13 protein-coding genes are annotated in these 15,143 nt (G+C 62.0%); 9 read left to right on the forward strand and 4 right to left on the reverse strand.

The annotated features are described in order from the left end of the window. Window positions 1–16 precede the first annotated feature (16 nt). A complete protein-coding gene (locus NK8_RS01340) occupies window positions 17–349 on the reverse strand; it encodes a helix-turn-helix transcriptional regulator (protein ID WP_213226912.1) in 333 nt (110 codons plus the stop codon). Between the two features lie 454 nt (window positions 350–803). Here NK8_RS01340 and NK8_RS01345 point away from each other — a divergent pair, with 454 nt between their 5' ends. The 4 genes from NK8_RS01345 (at window position 804) to NK8_RS01360 (ending at window position 6,650) form a co-directional block, all read left to right on the forward strand. Continuing rightward, window positions 804–1,550, forward strand: a complete 747-nt coding sequence (locus NK8_RS01345) for a response regulator transcription factor (RefSeq protein ID WP_225936185.1) — start codon at window positions 804–806, stop codon at window positions 1,548–1,550. A gap of 117 nt (window positions 1,551–1,667) precedes the next feature. Continuing rightward, window positions 1,668–2,348 (forward strand): response regulator transcription factor, encoded by a 681-nt coding sequence (locus tag NK8_RS01350; protein WP_213226914.1) that lies wholly within the window; start codon window positions 1,668–1,670, stop codon window positions 2,346–2,348. Window positions 2,349–2,433: 85 nt separating this feature from the next. Beyond that, window positions 2,434–3,084, forward strand: a complete 651-nt coding sequence (locus NK8_RS01355; protein WP_213226916.1) for a response regulator transcription factor — start codon at window positions 2,434–2,436, stop codon at window positions 3,082–3,084. Between the two features lie 302 nt (window positions 3,085–3,386). Next, complete coding sequence (locus NK8_RS01360) at window positions 3,387–6,650, forward strand: ATP-binding protein (RefSeq protein WP_225936186.1); 3,264 nt, start codon at window positions 3,387–3,389, stop codon at window positions 6,648–6,650. Window positions 6,651–6,689: 39 nt separating this feature from the next. On the opposite strand, the gene NK8_RS01365 is transcribed toward NK8_RS01360, so the two are convergent. After that, window positions 6,690–7,625, reverse strand: coding sequence for a LysR family transcriptional regulator (locus NK8_RS01365; RefSeq protein ID WP_213226921.1), 936 nt, complete (start codon window positions 7,623–7,625; stop codon window positions 6,690–6,692). 442 nt (window positions 7,626–8,067) lie between these two features. Here NK8_RS01365 and NK8_RS01370 point away from each other — a divergent pair, with 442 nt between their 5' ends. From NK8_RS01370 to NK8_RS01380, 3 genes are all read left to right on the forward strand, one after another. Next, window positions 8,068–9,219: a porin gene (locus tag NK8_RS01370; protein WP_213228431.1), complete on the forward strand. Its 1,152-nt coding sequence runs from the start codon at window positions 8,068–8,070 to the stop codon at window positions 9,217–9,219. Window positions 9,220–9,396: 177 nt separating this feature from the next. Then, window positions 9,397–9,843, forward strand: a complete 447-nt coding sequence (locus NK8_RS01375) for a CHRD domain-containing protein (protein WP_162064811.1) — start codon at window positions 9,397–9,399, stop codon at window positions 9,841–9,843. Window positions 9,844–9,871: 28 nt separating this feature from the next. Continuing rightward, window positions 9,872–10,801, forward strand: coding sequence for an alpha/beta hydrolase (locus tag NK8_RS01380; RefSeq protein ID WP_213226923.1), 930 nt, complete (start codon window positions 9,872–9,874; stop codon window positions 10,799–10,801). Here NK8_RS01380 and NK8_RS01385 read toward each other — a convergent pair. Continuing rightward, window positions 10,771–11,619 (reverse strand): EcsC family protein, encoded by an 849-nt coding sequence (locus tag NK8_RS01385; protein ID WP_061172739.1) that lies wholly within the window; start codon window positions 11,617–11,619, stop codon window positions 10,771–10,773. The two genes, NK8_RS01380 and NK8_RS01385, sit on opposite strands and share 31 nt — an antisense overlap. 105 nt (window positions 11,620–11,724) lie before the next feature. On the opposite strand from NK8_RS01385, the gene NK8_RS01390 reads away from it, so the two are divergent. Together NK8_RS01390 and NK8_RS01395 are read left to right on the forward strand one after the other, a co-directional pair. Continuing rightward, the gene (locus NK8_RS01390; RefSeq protein WP_162064813.1) at window positions 11,725–13,320 is read left to right on the forward strand and encodes an MFS transporter; all 1,596 of its coding nucleotides are present in this window, start codon (window positions 11,725–11,727) and stop codon (window positions 13,318–13,320) included. Window positions 13,321–13,337: 17 nt separating this feature from the next. Then, a complete protein-coding gene (locus NK8_RS01395) occupies window positions 13,338–13,808 on the forward strand; it encodes a MarR family winged helix-turn-helix transcriptional regulator (protein ID WP_162064814.1) in 471 nt (156 codons plus the stop codon). On the opposite strand, the gene NK8_RS01400 is transcribed toward NK8_RS01395, so the two are convergent. Then, a complete protein-coding gene (locus NK8_RS01400) occupies window positions 13,805–15,079 on the reverse strand; it encodes an amino acid deaminase (RefSeq protein ID WP_162064815.1) in 1,275 nt (424 codons plus the stop codon). The genes NK8_RS01395 and NK8_RS01400 overlap by 4 nt on opposite strands. Window positions 15,080–15,143 lie beyond the last annotated feature (64 nt).

Raw genomic sequence — 15,143 nt, forward strand, 5'->3', positions numbered from 1 at the left:
AGCAATCCCTCGCGCTTCATGCCGAATCTCCGCAGCAGTTCGGCAGCCCGCTGGCGTCGCACGGCGCGCCCGCGCAGCAGTTCTCCGTGAGGAAGCCAATCAGGCTGTTCATCGCCCCGAAGTTGGCCGAGTAGAAAACATAGCGACCTTCCTGGCGCGGGGTGACGAGTTCCGCGTGCGAGAGATCCTTGAGGTGAAACGACAGACTCGACGGCGCGAGTCCGACCTGCTGCGCGATCTCGCCAGCGGCCATGCCTCCGGGGCCCGCGACGACGAGCGTTCGGAACACCGCGAGCCGCGATTCATGAGCGAGCGCGCCGAGCGCGCGTACGACGAGGTTCGAGTCCATTGTGTGGACGATACCGCACGGCGTTCGATATTTCAATAAATATCGAAATGATGATTCGCCAAAACACGGCATGGGTCGTTCGCGCCTGTCCAATTAACGCGTCCCCATCCGAGCTCGCACAAACCGTTCGGAACGATGAGTCTCGGCTCTAATAGCCCACGGCCCATTTTTTTCATTCCGGCAAGGCGCTGTCTGAATTATGGCGGGGCACGCCCCGTTTTCCTCTGCCGCATATTAATCTCTCGCCGTCGCGTCTTTGACCTGGTGCAACTCGATTCGAAGTCGAAATTTTGCGGGAGCCTAATCAGACTTTTCCTATGGTATGCGAATTAATCGCATCCTATTTTTGAAGCAATTATTCAAGAGAATAAAAGCACTACTTATTTGCTTTATGTCATTGAGTTTGGCCGTTTTTGATGTGTTTGTTTAACGCGGTTCGGTAAACACCAACTCAATGAAAAGTGTGGTCGAGGCTGCTGACGTGGAGTATTTCCACGGGCGGGCTCGCCGCCGCAAGCAAATTTCAAAAACCCACAAAATGACCGGGGGCCTCTTGAAGCTTCGAATCGTACTGGCTGACGATCATCCTTTCGTTCTTCTCGGAATGAAAGCGCTCTTTGCAGGCGACGACGGAATGGAAGTCGTCGGTGAGGCAAATAACGCGAGCACGTTGTTGTCCGAACTTGCCATCAAGCCGTGCGACGTTCTGGTCACGGATTTCGCCATGCCCGAGCCGGGTGTCGATGCGAACGACGGATTGCTGCTGATTCGCAAGGTGAGACAGGATTTTGCAGACATCAGCATTGTTGTGCTGACCAGCGTAAGTAATGTAGCGATTTTGCGCTCCATTCTGAACGCCGGCGCGACCAGCCTCGTCAACAAAGCCGAGCCGATCGAACTCGTGGCGACGGCTGTGCGGCACGCGAGTGTCGGGCGGCGGTTCGTGAGCGCGTCGTTCTCCGCCGCGCTCGCCGAGGCGGGCACCGAGACGGACTTTTCCTCGGAAGAGCCGCGGCTTTCGCCGAGGGAGATCGAAGTCGTGCGGCTGTTCGCCAAGGGGCATTCGATCACGGAGATCGCGAAAGAGCTCGATCGCGACGTTCGCACCATCAGTCGTCAAAAACGCGACGCGATGAATAAGCTCGGGGTCAGGAACGACCCCGGATTGTTCGCATTTGTTCGCGCACGCGGACTGGGATGATTTTTGTTTGTTTTATTTCGGATGCATCTTATGTATCTCAATGTTTCGGTATCCGATGCTTGTGCTTCGTTTTTGGATGTGGATTTGATTTCGCGTGAAGCGAAGGGGTTTGAGTCGATGGAATTCGGGAACGGGAGCCAGGTGTTCTCGCACGCTAAACGGATCAGGCTCGCGATAGCGGATGATCATCCACTCGTCATCCTCGCGATCGAGCGCCTTGCTGGGAGTTTTCCCAATGTCGAAGTGGTGAGTCGCAGCACGAATTCCTCGCAGCTCGACGAGTCGCTCGCGCGGGACGAGTGCGATGTGGCAATCATCGACTTCTTCATGCCGGGCGGACGCCATGGCGATGGCATCGAACTGATCCAGCATGTGGCGAACCAGTATCCGGATGTCCGCACCATCGTGCTGTCCCGCAGCGACGACGCGGCGATCGTCAAAAAGGCGCTGGAAGCGGGAGCCCAGGCGTTCCTCAGCAAGGAAGACCGGCTCGATCTGATCTATGTGGCCATTGTTTCGGTCATCGCCAACGAGACTTACCTCGGACCCGCCATACGCCGCACTCTGGCACTCGCGGATGCCGAAAGTCACGCGCGGTTCATTCGGCAGAGGCTCACGAGCCGCGAACTCGAAGTCATCGAGCGCTACGCGCGCGGCGCGAACGTCACCGAGATCGCGAAAGAACTGGACCGCAGCGTGAAGACGATCAGCGCACAAAAATGCGCGGCCATGCGAAAGCTGGATCTCTCGACGGACGCTGATCTTTATCGTTTCATCGCGGATAGCGGCTTGATCTAGCGGCGGTTGGTCAAAAACCGGAGGAGACGACGCACGGTCGTAGAGGGCCGATGCGTGCCGGACAATCTCAACAATACGCACAAAAATGAGAAAAAAAGCGCCGCTTAGGGCGATCGTTGCCGACGACCATCCGGTCGTCGTCAAAGGCATTCAAAGCTTTCTGGAGCGTGACGGGGCAGTCCGAATCGTGGCCACTGCGCGCGACACCTTGGAACTTGCCGAGGCGCTCGATACCACGCCATGCGATTTCGTCTTTTCGGATATCGGCATGCGCGGTATCGATGGCGAGAACAGTTCGATCGGATTTCTTAGGCGCCTGGCGTGGCAGGAGCGTAGACCGAGAGTCATCGTGCTCACGATGATTTCCCAGACTCGCATGCTGGCGGGACTCGTTCAACTTGGCGTGGACGGCGTCATCGACAAGCGTGACGGTCTCGCATGCCTCGGCGACGCGATATCCGTGGTCGAAGCGGGTGGCTGCTTCCTTTCTCCGAGCGTGGCGGCGGCGGTGCGTCATCTGCCGGTCACATCGCCGGCGCGAGCGGGCGTGTTGAGCCGGCGCGAGTGGGAAGTGTTTCAGCTCTATGCCAGCGGCCTTCTGGTGCATGAGATCGCCGAACATTTCGGGCGAAGCCGCAAGACCATCGCGACACAAAAGCGAAGCGGCATGCGCAAGCTGGGGCTCGAGAGCGAAGGCGAACTGGTCGCCTATCTGCGGCAGATCGGTCTGGTCTGACCCTGCGTCGACGGCCGCGCATGCTTATTTTCTGTGCAAATTGGGACGGTTCCGATTCGATCCTGATCTGTTGCAGTTCAGACTCAAATCCTTTGCATTCGACAGGCAAGCACCAAGCGCGCGGACGGCGGCGTCACATGTGACGACCCAGTGTCCTCGCGGCCTTGCTCAGCCGGCGATGCGACTGTCGTTGCAAGCGTCGGCCCGCATACAGGGGGTTCGCATTGAGATCATTGTTCGGGCGTTGTCTTCTTTTACTCTGCCTCATCGCCCCACCTTATTGCTATTCCGCTCCGCCCGGCATGCACGCCGGCGTTGCGTCGGCCACCGCCGAGGTCCACACGGACGCGCATCACGAAACGGCCACCGTCGGGTTGGACGAATCCGAGCGCAGTTATTTACGCGCATTGAAGCCGATCGCGGTTGGCGTAATCGAAGGAAGCCAGGCAGAGGACGCGTCGCTCGAACCGCCACGCGTGGTGCTCGAAAAAATCGAGGCGTCGCTGGGCGTCACGTTCGATCCGAAACCCTTTGATGACTGGACCCAGGCGACGACCGCATTTCAGCGCGGCGAGATCGACATGATCGTGGCCTCCAGTCCGCCCGGACGCCTGAACTACGCCATGCAATCCGAACTGCACCCGCTCGATGAATTGATCAAGCGGGCGTTCACGCAAATCCCCGAGCCCGGCTCCGCCGTCGCCAGGACCACTTCGCCGGGCTTCGCGGGCTGGAACATCACGGCGCTGCGCCTTTTGCCGGCGCTGATCGGCATTGCTGCCGTGCTGTTCGTGACCCTTCGCGCATTCATCCGCCTGCAACAGGAAATGAACCGGCGCGTGGAAACCGAACAGCGTCTCGCGACGCAACTCAGTTTCCAGCAAACGATGATGGAGGTCGTGCCGTACCCGCTCATCGCGAAGGACATGGAGAACCGCTACATCGCGGTGAACCGCGCGTTCGAGGAAGCGCTCGGCGTGCGGCGCGAGGACATTCTCGGCCGCACGAGTCTCGATGTGACGGCGTGGGGCGCGGAGCACAGCCGGCTGCTGCACGAACTGACGCACGCGACGCTGACCACCGGTCAGCGGCAGGAAGTCGAAGCCGAATTCTGCGACCAGCAGAATCTGTCGCGCTGCGGTCTTTTCTGGACGGGCGCGTTCACCGCGTCGAATGGCGAGCGCGCGGGCGTCGTCGGCACGATGATCGACATCACCGACATACGCGACGCCGAAACCCGCGCGCGGCAGACCGAGCGGCGCCTTCACGACGTGACGCGTTCGTTGCCCGCGGTCGTGTTTCAGTTGCGCCGCGCGAGCGATGGCACCTACAGCCTTCCTTATATCGATGGAGACACCCGTCAACTGCTCGGGCTCGATGTCATCGCGCTGGCCGATGATCCGATTCACGCGTTGACGCACGTCAACCTCGAGGACAGCGCGCGTCTGCTCGCCGAAATCGAGACCTCGGCGCGCACGCTCGAACCGCTTCATACCGAGTTCCGTTCGACCATCGAAGGTGTGAGGCGCTGGATTCGCGCCGATCTCGTCGCGCACCGCGAAGACGACGGCGGCGTGGTGTGGAGCGGATACTGGGCCGACGCCAGCGTGGAGCACGCGCGCGCGGAAGAACTCGCACGCGCGCGCGATACCGCCGAGGCTGCTTCGCGCGCGAAAGACAATTTCCTGGCGATGATGAGCCATGAGATCCGCACGCCGATGAACGGCGTTCTCGGCCTCGTCGAAGTGCTCGAGAACACGCCGCTGAATCCGGATCAATCCCAGATGCTCGGCATGATTCAGGATTCCGCGAGCGCGCTCCTGCAGATTCTGGACGATCTCCTCGACTATTCGAAGATCGAGGCCGGGCGCCTGACGATCGAGTCGACGCCGATCGATCTGCGCGAGCTCGTAGATAGCGCCATCGGCCTGCTTGCCGGACGAGCGCATGAAAAGGGGTTGCGCGTACGCGTCGACGTGGCGCCGGAAGTGGCTGCGCAGGTGCGGGGCGACAGCGTGCGTCTCAGGCAGGTCATCTTCAACCTGATGAGCAACGCGATCAAGTTCACGATCAAGGGCGATGTAGCCCTCCACGTTCGCGCAGTGGAACAGCGCGACGCGGAGCAGGTGATCGAACTGTGCGTCAGGGATACCGGCATCGGCATTGCGGCTGAGGCCCAGCAGAGCCTCTTCGAACCCTTCGTGCAGGCGGAAACGTCCACGACGCGCCGCTTCGGCGGCACCGGGCTTGGGCTGACCATCTGTAATCGTCTCGTCGAACTGATGGGCGGAACGATGAGTCTCGAGAGCGCGATCGGTGTCGGCACGGCCATGAACGTGCGTCTCGCGATGCCCATCGAGACGCTGCACTATCAAATCGACGGATTGCGCGGCAAGCGCGGCATCGTCGCGATCGACGACGACCGCGTGGCGGCGGCGCTCATGCATTATGGCGAGGCGCTCGGCCTCGTGTTGCAGCGTTATGCGCCCTGCGAACTCGCGCGCTCGGAACCCACATCGCTCGAAGACGTCCAGATCGTCTTTCTGAGCGATACGCATGAGAACGCCGTGCCGCTCGGTTCGCGTGTGATTCACGTGACCGAGAAGCCGAAGCCGACCGGCTACCGCATTCTCGAAGACGACATTCGCGTGAGCGTCAATCCGATTTCATGGCATGGACTCGGCGCGGCATGCGTCGCCGCGCTGACCGGCATGCCGCAGATCGCGTCCGGCGTGGCGCTAAGTCACGACACGAAAATGGCGGCCCCCGATCGCGGCGACGCACTGCGCGGCGGCAAGCTCGTACTCGTCGCCGAGGATCACCCGGTGAATCAGGAATTGATCCGTCATCAGCTTTCTTTGCTCGGCTTCGCCTGCGATGTCGTGCATGACGGTGTCGAGGCGCTCGCGGCGCTTGCGAATACGCGCTACGGCTTTCTGATCACCGATTGCCACATGCCGAACATGACGGGTTACGAGCTCGCGCGTCGCATCCGCGCGGATGAGGCGGGCACGGCACGTCGGCTGCCGATTCTCGGCATTACGGCGAGCACCGCACCCGACGAGTTGCGCCGATGCCGTGAGGCGGGCATGGATCATTGCCTCGTGAAGCCGACGCGGCTCGCCACCTTGCGCGAGCATCTGCACCGCTGGTGGGTGACCGACAGCGCCGCGACTGTTCCCGCTCCGCACGCACCGCAAGACCAATCCGTGTCGCCGCGCGAGGATGACGAGCTCGATCTGGGCGCGATGGCGCAACTATGGGGCAGCGAAGCCACGGTGAAGGCGTTGCTGGATGCGTTTGTCTCGTCGTTCCGGGACGATCTCGCCGCGCTTCGCCGATTGCTCGATCGTGGCACGGTGGATGATCTGCGCGATTGGCATCATCGAGTTGTCGGGGCGGCCAGTGTGTTGCAGTATCGACCGTTGCTTGGTGCACTGGAGGATTTTCGCCGGGACCTGCCAACGAAAACGCGAGGTGCCCGCCGTCGCGAAGGACTTGCGCTGATAGCGCGATGCGAACAGCTCCTGGAGCGCATCCTGGAACAGTGCGCCACGATTCTCTGATCGGGTGACGCGGCGTAACGGGCGCCGCGTTCGCAGTTCCTATTCAGCCGGCGGCGCGAGGTTCGCGTTGACCGATCCGCGCTCGCGGAAATAGGTCAGCGCGAAATCTACGAAGGCGCGCGTTTTGGCCGACACATGCCGGCGGCCCGGATAGACGATCGACACTTCCTTCTGTGCATCCTTGAGTGAATAACCCGGCAGCAGACGCAACAGTGCGCCGGTGTCGATGTCCTGCGCCACATAGCTCTCGGGCAGCACGGCGATGCCCATTTCGGCGAGCGCGGCCTGCCGCAACATATGCGAACTGTTTACGGTGTAGGTGGGATCGAGCGCGACGCTTTCCAGCACGCCCGAAGGTCCGATGAAGGACCACGTCGAACCGTGAATGTCCGCTGACGGCGCAAGAAACTCGTGTTGCGCCAGCGCGGCGGGACGCGCGGGCGTGCCGCGTCGAGAAAGATATCCGGGCGACGCGACGAGCACCGCCGCCACGCTGACCAGCGGGCGGTTGATGAGCATGCCGCTACTGACTAGTTGCGGCACGACGATGCCGACATCGAAACCTTCCGCAACGAGATCGACCGGACGATGCAGAAGCGTCAGGCGCAGCTTGACGTTTGCATAGCGCTCGCGAAATTCGCGCAACATCGGCGTGAGGCCGAGCAATGAAAACGACGCGGACGCCACGAGCTTCAGCGTGCCCGATGGATCCACCGAACTGTTGGCCACCGATGCCTCGATGGTCTCGACCTGATCGATGACCGCTCGGCAGCCTTCGGCATAGGCGCGGCCGGCTTCGGTCAGAGAGACGCTTCTTGTCGTGCGGTTCAGCAGACGCGTATTGAGATGGGCTTCGAGCAGGGAGACGTAGCGCGTGACCACGGCGTTGGACAGATCGAGCGCGGCGGCGGCGCGGCCGAACGATTCGGATTCCGCCACCTTCAGAAAGACGCGCATCGCTTGGAATTGATTCATTGAAATAGCGAAGTGAGAGGCGTCTTGCGAACGCATTGTGTAGGCGAGCAGAAGGCGAGAACAGCACTGTCTTCTCGCGTGCGCGATGCTAGCGCCGGACTAGCGGGGCCGGAATGGGAGTGTTCTGATTCGTCACGCGTGTCTCAATGTGACCACTGTCGCATGGATGCAACTGACTCCTTCGAAGCACCTGGAAAGCACAGGCGACGTGATCCGTAAGTCCATGCAGCCTAAGCGTTTATCCATATTGAAAATACACTTTTCGATTTATTCAAAAAGCCTTTTGTGTTTCTTTCGACCGTTTCTCAAAAAATGCGGGCAATAAACTTTGTCCTGCCGAATATCGGTGCCGAGCCGCATGAGCGAAGAGGCAAATCCGCGCTCGACAGGCGTTCGGCCTGAAGCAACCCACGAGTCCCAAGACTCCACGAAAGGAACACTCATGAAAAAGAATTTGATCGTAACGGCCATCGCTACGCTGGCCGCATCGTTCGCAACCGCTGCCAGCGCGCAAAGCAGCGTCACGCTGTATGGTCTGGTCGACGCAGGTCTGACGTACGTGAACAACGTGCAGGCTCCGGAAGGTTCGGACCACTTCAAGAACAGCTCGTGGGGCGTCACGAGCGGCAACGTCAACATGAGCCGCTGGGGCCTGCGCGGCGCTGAAGATCTCGGCGGCGGCATGAAGGCGATCTTCACGTTGGAGAACGGCTTCAGCGTGGCGAACGGCGGCTCGATCGGTAGCGGCTTCAGCCGTCAGGCTTACGTCGGTCTGTCGACGAACGCTGGCACGGTGACGCTGGGTCACCAGGCCGACTCCGTGGTCGACTACCTCGGCCCGCTGAGCGCGACTGGAACCTGGGGCGGAACGTACTTCGCGCATCCGTTCAATCTGGATAACCTGAACGGCGATGCATTCCGCGAAAACAACTCGATCAAGTTCCAGAGCGCCAACTACGCTGGCTTTTCGTTCAGCGGCCTGTATGGCTTCTCGAACGCCGCGGGCAGCTTTGCGGCGAACCGTGCTTACAGCATTGGAGCGGGCTACACGAACGCTGGCATGAAGTTCGGCGCTGCGTATATGCAGGCGAATGGCATCGGCAGCAATAGCGTCGGTGCTATCACTGGTGTTGCACAGTTCGACGACAACAACGCTATCCTCAGCGACGTTCGTCAACGTACGTTCGGCGCAGGCGGCAGCTACGCATTCGGCCCGGCAACGGTCGGCCTGCTGTGGACGCAGACCCGCCAGGACAGCAACACGTTCAACTCGGCTTCGAACGTCGTCAACAACTACGAGATCAACGGCCGCTACGCTGTGACGCCGGCTGTCTCGCTGGGTGCTGCTTACACGTTCACGAACGCCAAGTTGAGCGATGCGGGCGACTCGAGTCGCATCCGCTTCCACCAGTTCGGTTTGCAAACGGACTACGCTCTGTCCAAGCGCACGGACATCTATGCTGAAGGTGTGGTGCAGATCGCCAGCGGCGGTGGCGAGGGTGTGTACCTGCCGGCTGCTATCAGCGGCGCGCCCGACTTTTCCTCGAGCAGCCGTCAGGTTCTCGTGACGACGGGTATCCGTCACCGCTTCTAAAGCGCTCAGAGCAGTACCGAGCTTTAGCTAGCTAGAGAAGGGGCGCCGCAAGGCGCCCCTTTTCCACATGCGCGCTCGTTCGCCGGATAGCGAACAGCGCCCGCCATCCGGATGCTCTACCATGACGATGCGGCCATCGTCCCGACGACGCCCTGTCCGCCAAACAGGAGAGCAACAATGATCTCGACATGCAGACCACATGTCCGCTGGATGGCCGTTCCGATCCTCATGATGCTTGCCGCGAGCGCAGCTTACGCCGACACGGTCGCGCTGAAAGCCAATCTCCAGCCTTCGAGCGAAGTCCCTCCGCGCGTAAGCAAAGGCCACGGCGCACTCGACGCGACCTTCGACACCGACACCAAAGTCTTCGCCTGGACCGTGACCTACGCGGAACTCTCCGGCCCGGTGACGATGGCGCATTTCCACGGTCCCGCGCCGGTCGGCCAGAACGCGAAGCCACAAGTACCCGTCGACAAGAAAGCACTCGCGAGCCCCATGAAAGGACAAGCGACGCTGACCGATCAACAGGTCAACGATCTCATGACGGGTCAGTGGTATTTCAATATTCACACGCAGGAGAACCCGACCGGCGAGATACGCGGTCAGGTGATGCCATCGAATTGACGCGGGCTGACGTCTCGCAAGTTCGACGATGAGCTGGCAAAGCACCCTGGCGTGCTGGGTCGTGCGCAGGCGCATGCGTCCGCATTCGGCCGAATCCGAACTGGACGTCGAGCTGGCACGAAGATACGCATCGCGTCGAATCTGGTCGCCGCGTGTGCCGAAAGGCTGGCGACTCGATATCCGCAATTCGAGCGCCGATGGGCCACTACGCGGCGAATGGCTCACGCCGCCGACCAGTCCCCGCGCAACCATCCTGTATCTGCATGGCGGAGGCTATTACTTCTGCTCGCCGCACAGTCATCGGGCGATCACGTTCGGTCTGGCCGTGCCGGCGAATGCGCGCGTCTTCTCGCTCGACTATCGGCTTGCGCCCGAGCATCGCTTTCCTGCGGCGCTCGATGACAGCGTCGCCGCATACCGTCGCTTGCTGGGAGACGGCGTTCCTGCGCAATCGATCGTGATTGCCGGCGATTCAGCCGGCGGCGGTCTCGCGCTCGCGACGCTCCTCGCGCTACGCGACGCCCGCGACCCCCTACCCGCGGCGGGGGTTCTGTTCTCGCCGTGGACAGATCTGACCTGCGGCGGCGACTCGATGCGGACCAACGACGGGCGTGACCCGATGTATCACGCGTCGGTGTTTCCGCGCGTGGCCGCCCAGTATCTCGGCACCGCCGACGCGCGCACGCCCTACGCATCGCCGCTGTTCGGCGAATTCGATGGCTTGCCGCCGCTCCTGATCCAGGTCGGCGACACGGAACTGCTGCTCGACGATTCCACTCGCGTGGCTGCGCAAGCGCGCGCGGCGGGCGTGCGCGTCGAACTCGACATCTGGCGCGACGTCCCGCACATCTTCCAGATCTGGGCGCCGTTCATGCCAGAAGCGCGCGAAGCGCTCGCGCGCGCCGCCACATTCATCGATGCGGCTGTTCATCGCCCGCCCAGCACCTCGATCGTCTGATAAGCACGCTCGACCGCCGATGCCCCATAGCGCCGCTCCAGCCTTCGCACGGTGAAGTGGCCATGCGCCATCTGCTGAAAGTGGTCGATGAACACCGTGTTCACCATCGCGCCGAGCACCGCGCCGATCGCCGGAATCGACTTCGCCGCGACCTGCTCGCTGACCTGCACCGAGAACCGCGACGCGATCGTCTGCAAAAACTTGAGCAGTGCGGTCGATCCGTGACTGCTCAGACCCTTCGCCGCGATCTCGTTGGTCGCGCGCGACACCGACTGCGCGAGCGCACTGCGCACGATGAAATAGCCGATATCGGCGCTGTCGTCGCTGGCTTTGGTGCCGCCCATGCCGAGCACCATCATGCATTGCAGTTGCGTATCGACGCGATGCACGTCCTCGCCCTCGCTGCGCGCGATGTCGCAGATGGAGCGGAACATCAGCGTGGTCGTGACCGGCAATTCGACCGGCAGCGCGAACAGCCCGAACGCGCCGCCCGCCGCGCCGGTCGTCGCGACCGCCAGTTTGTGCATCAGGTTGTGCGGCTTGTCGGGCGGCGGCGCGAGCAGCGAGTCCGACGGCGCGCTCTTGCCGATGGTGCGCAGCGCGAGCTGGAGGCACTTTTTCAGCGCGATTTGCGTCGCCTCGTCGACTTTTTCCTGCGCGACGGACGGCATGCGCCCCATCAGCTTTTCGATGGGCGCGCCGACGACGCTCGCGAGCTTCATCGTCAGCGACGGGCTTTCCAGCAATTCCTTCGCGCGCGCCAGCGCCGCGAAATCGTCGGGCGTGAGCGGCGAGGTGATGATCGGCGTCGGTTCCATGCGATGTTTTCTGTCCGGTGAAGAGTGATTTGCCATCCAGATTAGAGCGCGGCAGCGTGCTATGATTCCCTTTCCGTTGACTAGTCAATTATTGCGCCCACAAAGATGGCCGTTCACACAGCCGCGCATCATTCCAGCGGACAAGTCCTGCCGTTCCGCGAATCCCTCATGGCGATGCTGGGCGTCTCGTTCGTCACGATGCTCGTCGCGCTCGATCAGACGGTGGTCGGCACCGCGCTGCCGACGATCGTCGCCGAACTCAAGGGTTTCGATCTCTACGCGTGGGTCGCCACGTCGTATCTTCTGACTTCCGTCATCACCGTGCCGATTTTCGGGCGGCTCGGCGACTATTACGGCCGCAAGCCGTTCGTGATCGCGTCGATCGTCGTGTTCACCGTCGCGTCCGTGCTGTGCGGGCTCGCCAACAGCATGATGTTCCTCGTTCTCGCGCGCGGGCTGCAGGGCATCGGCGGCGGAATGCTGGTCGGCACGGCGTTCGCGTGCATCGCCGATCTCTTTCCGGATAATGTCGTGCGCCTGCGCTGGCAAGTGCTGATGAGTTCCGCGTTCGGCATCGCCAATGCGATCGGGCCGTCGCTCGGCGGCATTCTCACGCAATACTACGGCTGGCGTTCGGTGTTCTACGTCAACTTGCCCGTGGGCATTGCGTCGCTCTTTTTCGTATGGCGCTTTCTGCCGCATCTGCGCCACGTCGCGCACGAAGGCAAGATGCGGCTCGACTGGCCCGGCGCCGTGCTGATCGCGGTGGCGCTCGGCGCGCTGCAACTGTTCGTCGAAATGCTGCCGAAGCACGGCTTCAGCGCGGAAACCGCCGCGCTGCTCGCGATGAGCGTCGCGGCCGGTTTCGCGCTGTGGAAATGGGAGATGCGCTGCGATTACGCGATCCTGCCCGTCGACATGTTCCGCAACAAGGCGCTCGCCGCGCTCTTCACGCTCGCGATTCTCGGCGGCTTCACGATGTTCTCGCTGCTGTTCTACGCGCCGCTGCTGTTCCAGGGCGGATTCGGCATGTCGCCGAAGGATGCGGGGATGATGATCACGCCGCTCGTCGTGTTCATCACGATCGGCAGTATCGTCAACGGGCGCATCGTGACGCGTCTGAAGAACGCCAACCTGATGCTGTACATCGGCTTCTCGCTGCTCGCCGTGTCGTGTCTGGGCGTGGTCGTCGCCACGCATGACATGCCGCGCGCGCTGCTGCTCGTGATCATGCTGCTCGGCGGCCTCGGCCTCGGCTTCGTGATGCCGAATCTCACCGTGTTCGCGCAGCAGACGGCGGGGCGCGCGCATCTCGGCATCGCCACCGCGCTGCTGCAATCGCTGCGCATGATCGGCGGGATGATCGGCACCGCGCTGACCGGCACGCTCGTGAGCCATCTCTATGCGAGCGGCGTGAATCTCGCGCTCGAAAAAGATCGTGCGCTGCATTGGGCCGGCGATCTCTCCGACCCGCAAATCCTCATCAATCGCGACGGCCAGCGGGCGCTGCTCGCGCAGCTGACGTCCGCGGGCCACGACGGCGCGATGCTGCTCGAAGCCGCGCGCGAAGCGCTCGTCGCGGCGATTCACATTGGCCTTGCGCTGGCGGCGCTGGTCGCGGTGGTGTCGGTGTGGCAGTCGCGCCGCGTGCCGCCTGTACGACTGAAAGGGCCGCAGGAACCGACGATTCTTGCCGAATGACAACGGAAATCGAAAGCATGAATGAACAGGACCGTATCGCCGTCGTGCAGCAGTTCGGACGCACGTATCGCGCGTTCATGTCGGCGTTCGAGGCGGCCGTCGGCCAGCCGATGCCGCGCTGGCGCATCCTGCTCGCGTTGCACGAGCACGCGGGCGTGCTGTCGCAGAAAAAACTCGTCGAGCGCCTGAAGGTGGACCCGGGCGCGCTGACGCGGCAACTGAAGACGCTGGAAGGGCTCGGCTGGATCGTGCGCAGCGTCGATGCGCGTGACAACCGCGTGTCGAATGTCGCGCTGACCGCGCAAGGGCGCGCGATCGCCGAACAAGGCTTGCCGCGGCGCAATGCGTTCCTGCACGACACGATGGCGTCGCTGCCCGACGAGGCCATCGAAGCCTTGTCGAGCGCGCTGCATATGTTCGAGGGACGCATTCAGGAAGTGGCGGCCGCCAATGCGTCGCAGGCGGTCGCCGTCGAAGAGAAAGCTTAGAAAAACGTTTCGATCACTTCGGTGACGCGATACTTCGGATCGACGACGAGAATCTGACGCCACTTGTCGAAGGTCAGGCAAGGATGCGAGATGTCGAACGCGATCATGTCGCCGACCTTCACGTCGTCGCCCGGCTTGATGCGCAGGTACGCGTGCTGATCCATCAGGCCGAAAATCTCCCAGCCTTCGTCGGACGCGATATCGCGCGGCGCCTCATTGCCCGGACGATAATGCTTGGCCGGCTCCGGCATGCCTGCATCGAACGCGGAATCGCGCTTGCCGAGCCCGATGATCACGCGATCCGGCTCCGGAATCGACTGCACGTACGCCCACAGTTGCAACGCCGGCTTCAGGCCTTGCCCCATCTTCTTCGCGATCGGATTGCGCGCGAAAATCTCGTTTTGCGCTTTCTTGTAGATGCCGACGTCGTGCGTCAGATAGCAGCCCGGTCGCAGCACGACTTCGATCGCATTGCTGTGGGCCTTGGCGAATTCATCGGCGACGACGTCGTACCACGCCGACCCTGCGCCCGAGAGAATCGCGGGCTTGCGCGCGATTTTCCCTTCGGCGATCAGCTTGCGCGTGACATCGACTGCGCTTTGCAGAAACTCGCGCACCTTCGTTTCGTCCTGCAGCACGCCTTCGTATAACTCGATGCCCGCCAGCTCGATCGTGTCCGGCCAGCGCGCGATCGCAGCGAGCACGGCATCGCGCTGCGCGTCGTCGCGCACGCCCGTGCGTCCGCCCGGCACGCCGAGTTCGATCAGCACGTTCAGCTTCTTGCGCACCGAACTGAAGAATTCGCCGAGCTGATCGACGCCATCGGCGGAATCGACCAGACAGAAGAACTCGAAGTTCGGATCGGTGAGCAACTCGGCGATCATGCCCATGTTGCGTTTGCCGACGAGCTGATTTGCCATCAGGATGCGATGCACGCCGCCGCGATACGCCGCGCGCACCTGATGCGCGGTCGCGAGCGTGATGCCCCATGCGCCCGTGTCGAGCTGACGGCGAAACAGTTGCGGCGCCATGGTCGTCTTGCCGTGCGGCGCGAGCTTCACGCCGTATTCGCCGACGAATGCCTGCATCCACTTCAGGTTATGTTCGATGCGATCGGAATAGAGCACGGCGGCGGGCAGACTCACGTCTTCTTCGAGCAGATTCCATTGCAGGCGCGACGCGTCCTGCAACTGGATGCCCGTACCCGGCACCATACCGAGACCCTTGCCGAACGGGTCGATCGTGGCGTTCTGATAGTTTGTAACTTTCATGTGCTGCTACTCCATCGTCCGTTTAAATAAACCCTGTGCACGATCCAATGCGCGTCAGAGTTGA

The sequence above is a fragment of the Caballeronia sp. NK8 genome, assembly GCF_018408855.1.
Lineage (GTDB): Bacteria > Pseudomonadota > Gammaproteobacteria > Burkholderiales > Burkholderiaceae > Caballeronia.

Coding starts and splice junctions, on each gene's coding strand:
- NK8_RS01340 (WP_213226912.1), bottom strand. CDS start 349: ATGGACTCGAACCTCGTCGTACGCGCGCTCGGCGCGCTCGCTCATGAA.
- NK8_RS01345 (WP_225936185.1), top strand. CDS start 804: ATGAAAAGTGTGGTCGAGGCTGCTGACGTGGAGTATTTCCACGGGCGG.
- NK8_RS01350 (WP_213226914.1), top strand. CDS start 1,668: ATGGAATTCGGGAACGGGAGCCAGGTGTTCTCGCACGCTAAACGGATC.
- NK8_RS01355 (WP_213226916.1), top strand. CDS start 2,434: ATGAGAAAAAAAGCGCCGCTTAGGGCGATCGTTGCCGACGACCATCCG.
- NK8_RS01360 (WP_225936186.1), top strand. CDS start 3,387: ATGCACGCCGGCGTTGCGTCGGCCACCGCCGAGGTCCACACGGACGCG.
- NK8_RS01365 (WP_213226921.1), bottom strand. CDS start 7,625: ATGAATCAATTCCAAGCGATGCGCGTCTTTCTGAAGGTGGCGGAATCC.
- NK8_RS01370 (WP_213228431.1), top strand. CDS start 8,068: ATGAAAAAGAATTTGATCGTAACGGCCATCGCTACGCTGGCCGCATCG.
- NK8_RS01375 (WP_162064811.1), top strand. CDS start 9,397: ATGATCTCGACATGCAGACCACATGTCCGCTGGATGGCCGTTCCGATC.
- NK8_RS01380 (WP_213226923.1), top strand. CDS start 9,872: ATGAGCTGGCAAAGCACCCTGGCGTGCTGGGTCGTGCGCAGGCGCATG.
- NK8_RS01385 (WP_061172739.1), bottom strand. CDS start 11,619: ATGGAACCGACGCCGATCATCACCTCGCCGCTCACGCCCGACGATTTC.
- NK8_RS01390 (WP_162064813.1), top strand. CDS start 11,725: ATGGCCGTTCACACAGCCGCGCATCATTCCAGCGGACAAGTCCTGCCG.
- NK8_RS01395 (WP_162064814.1), top strand. CDS start 13,338: ATGAATGAACAGGACCGTATCGCCGTCGTGCAGCAGTTCGGACGCACG.
- NK8_RS01400 (WP_162064815.1), bottom strand. CDS start 15,079: ATGAAAGTTACAAACTATCAGAACGCCACGATCGACCCGTTCGGCAAG.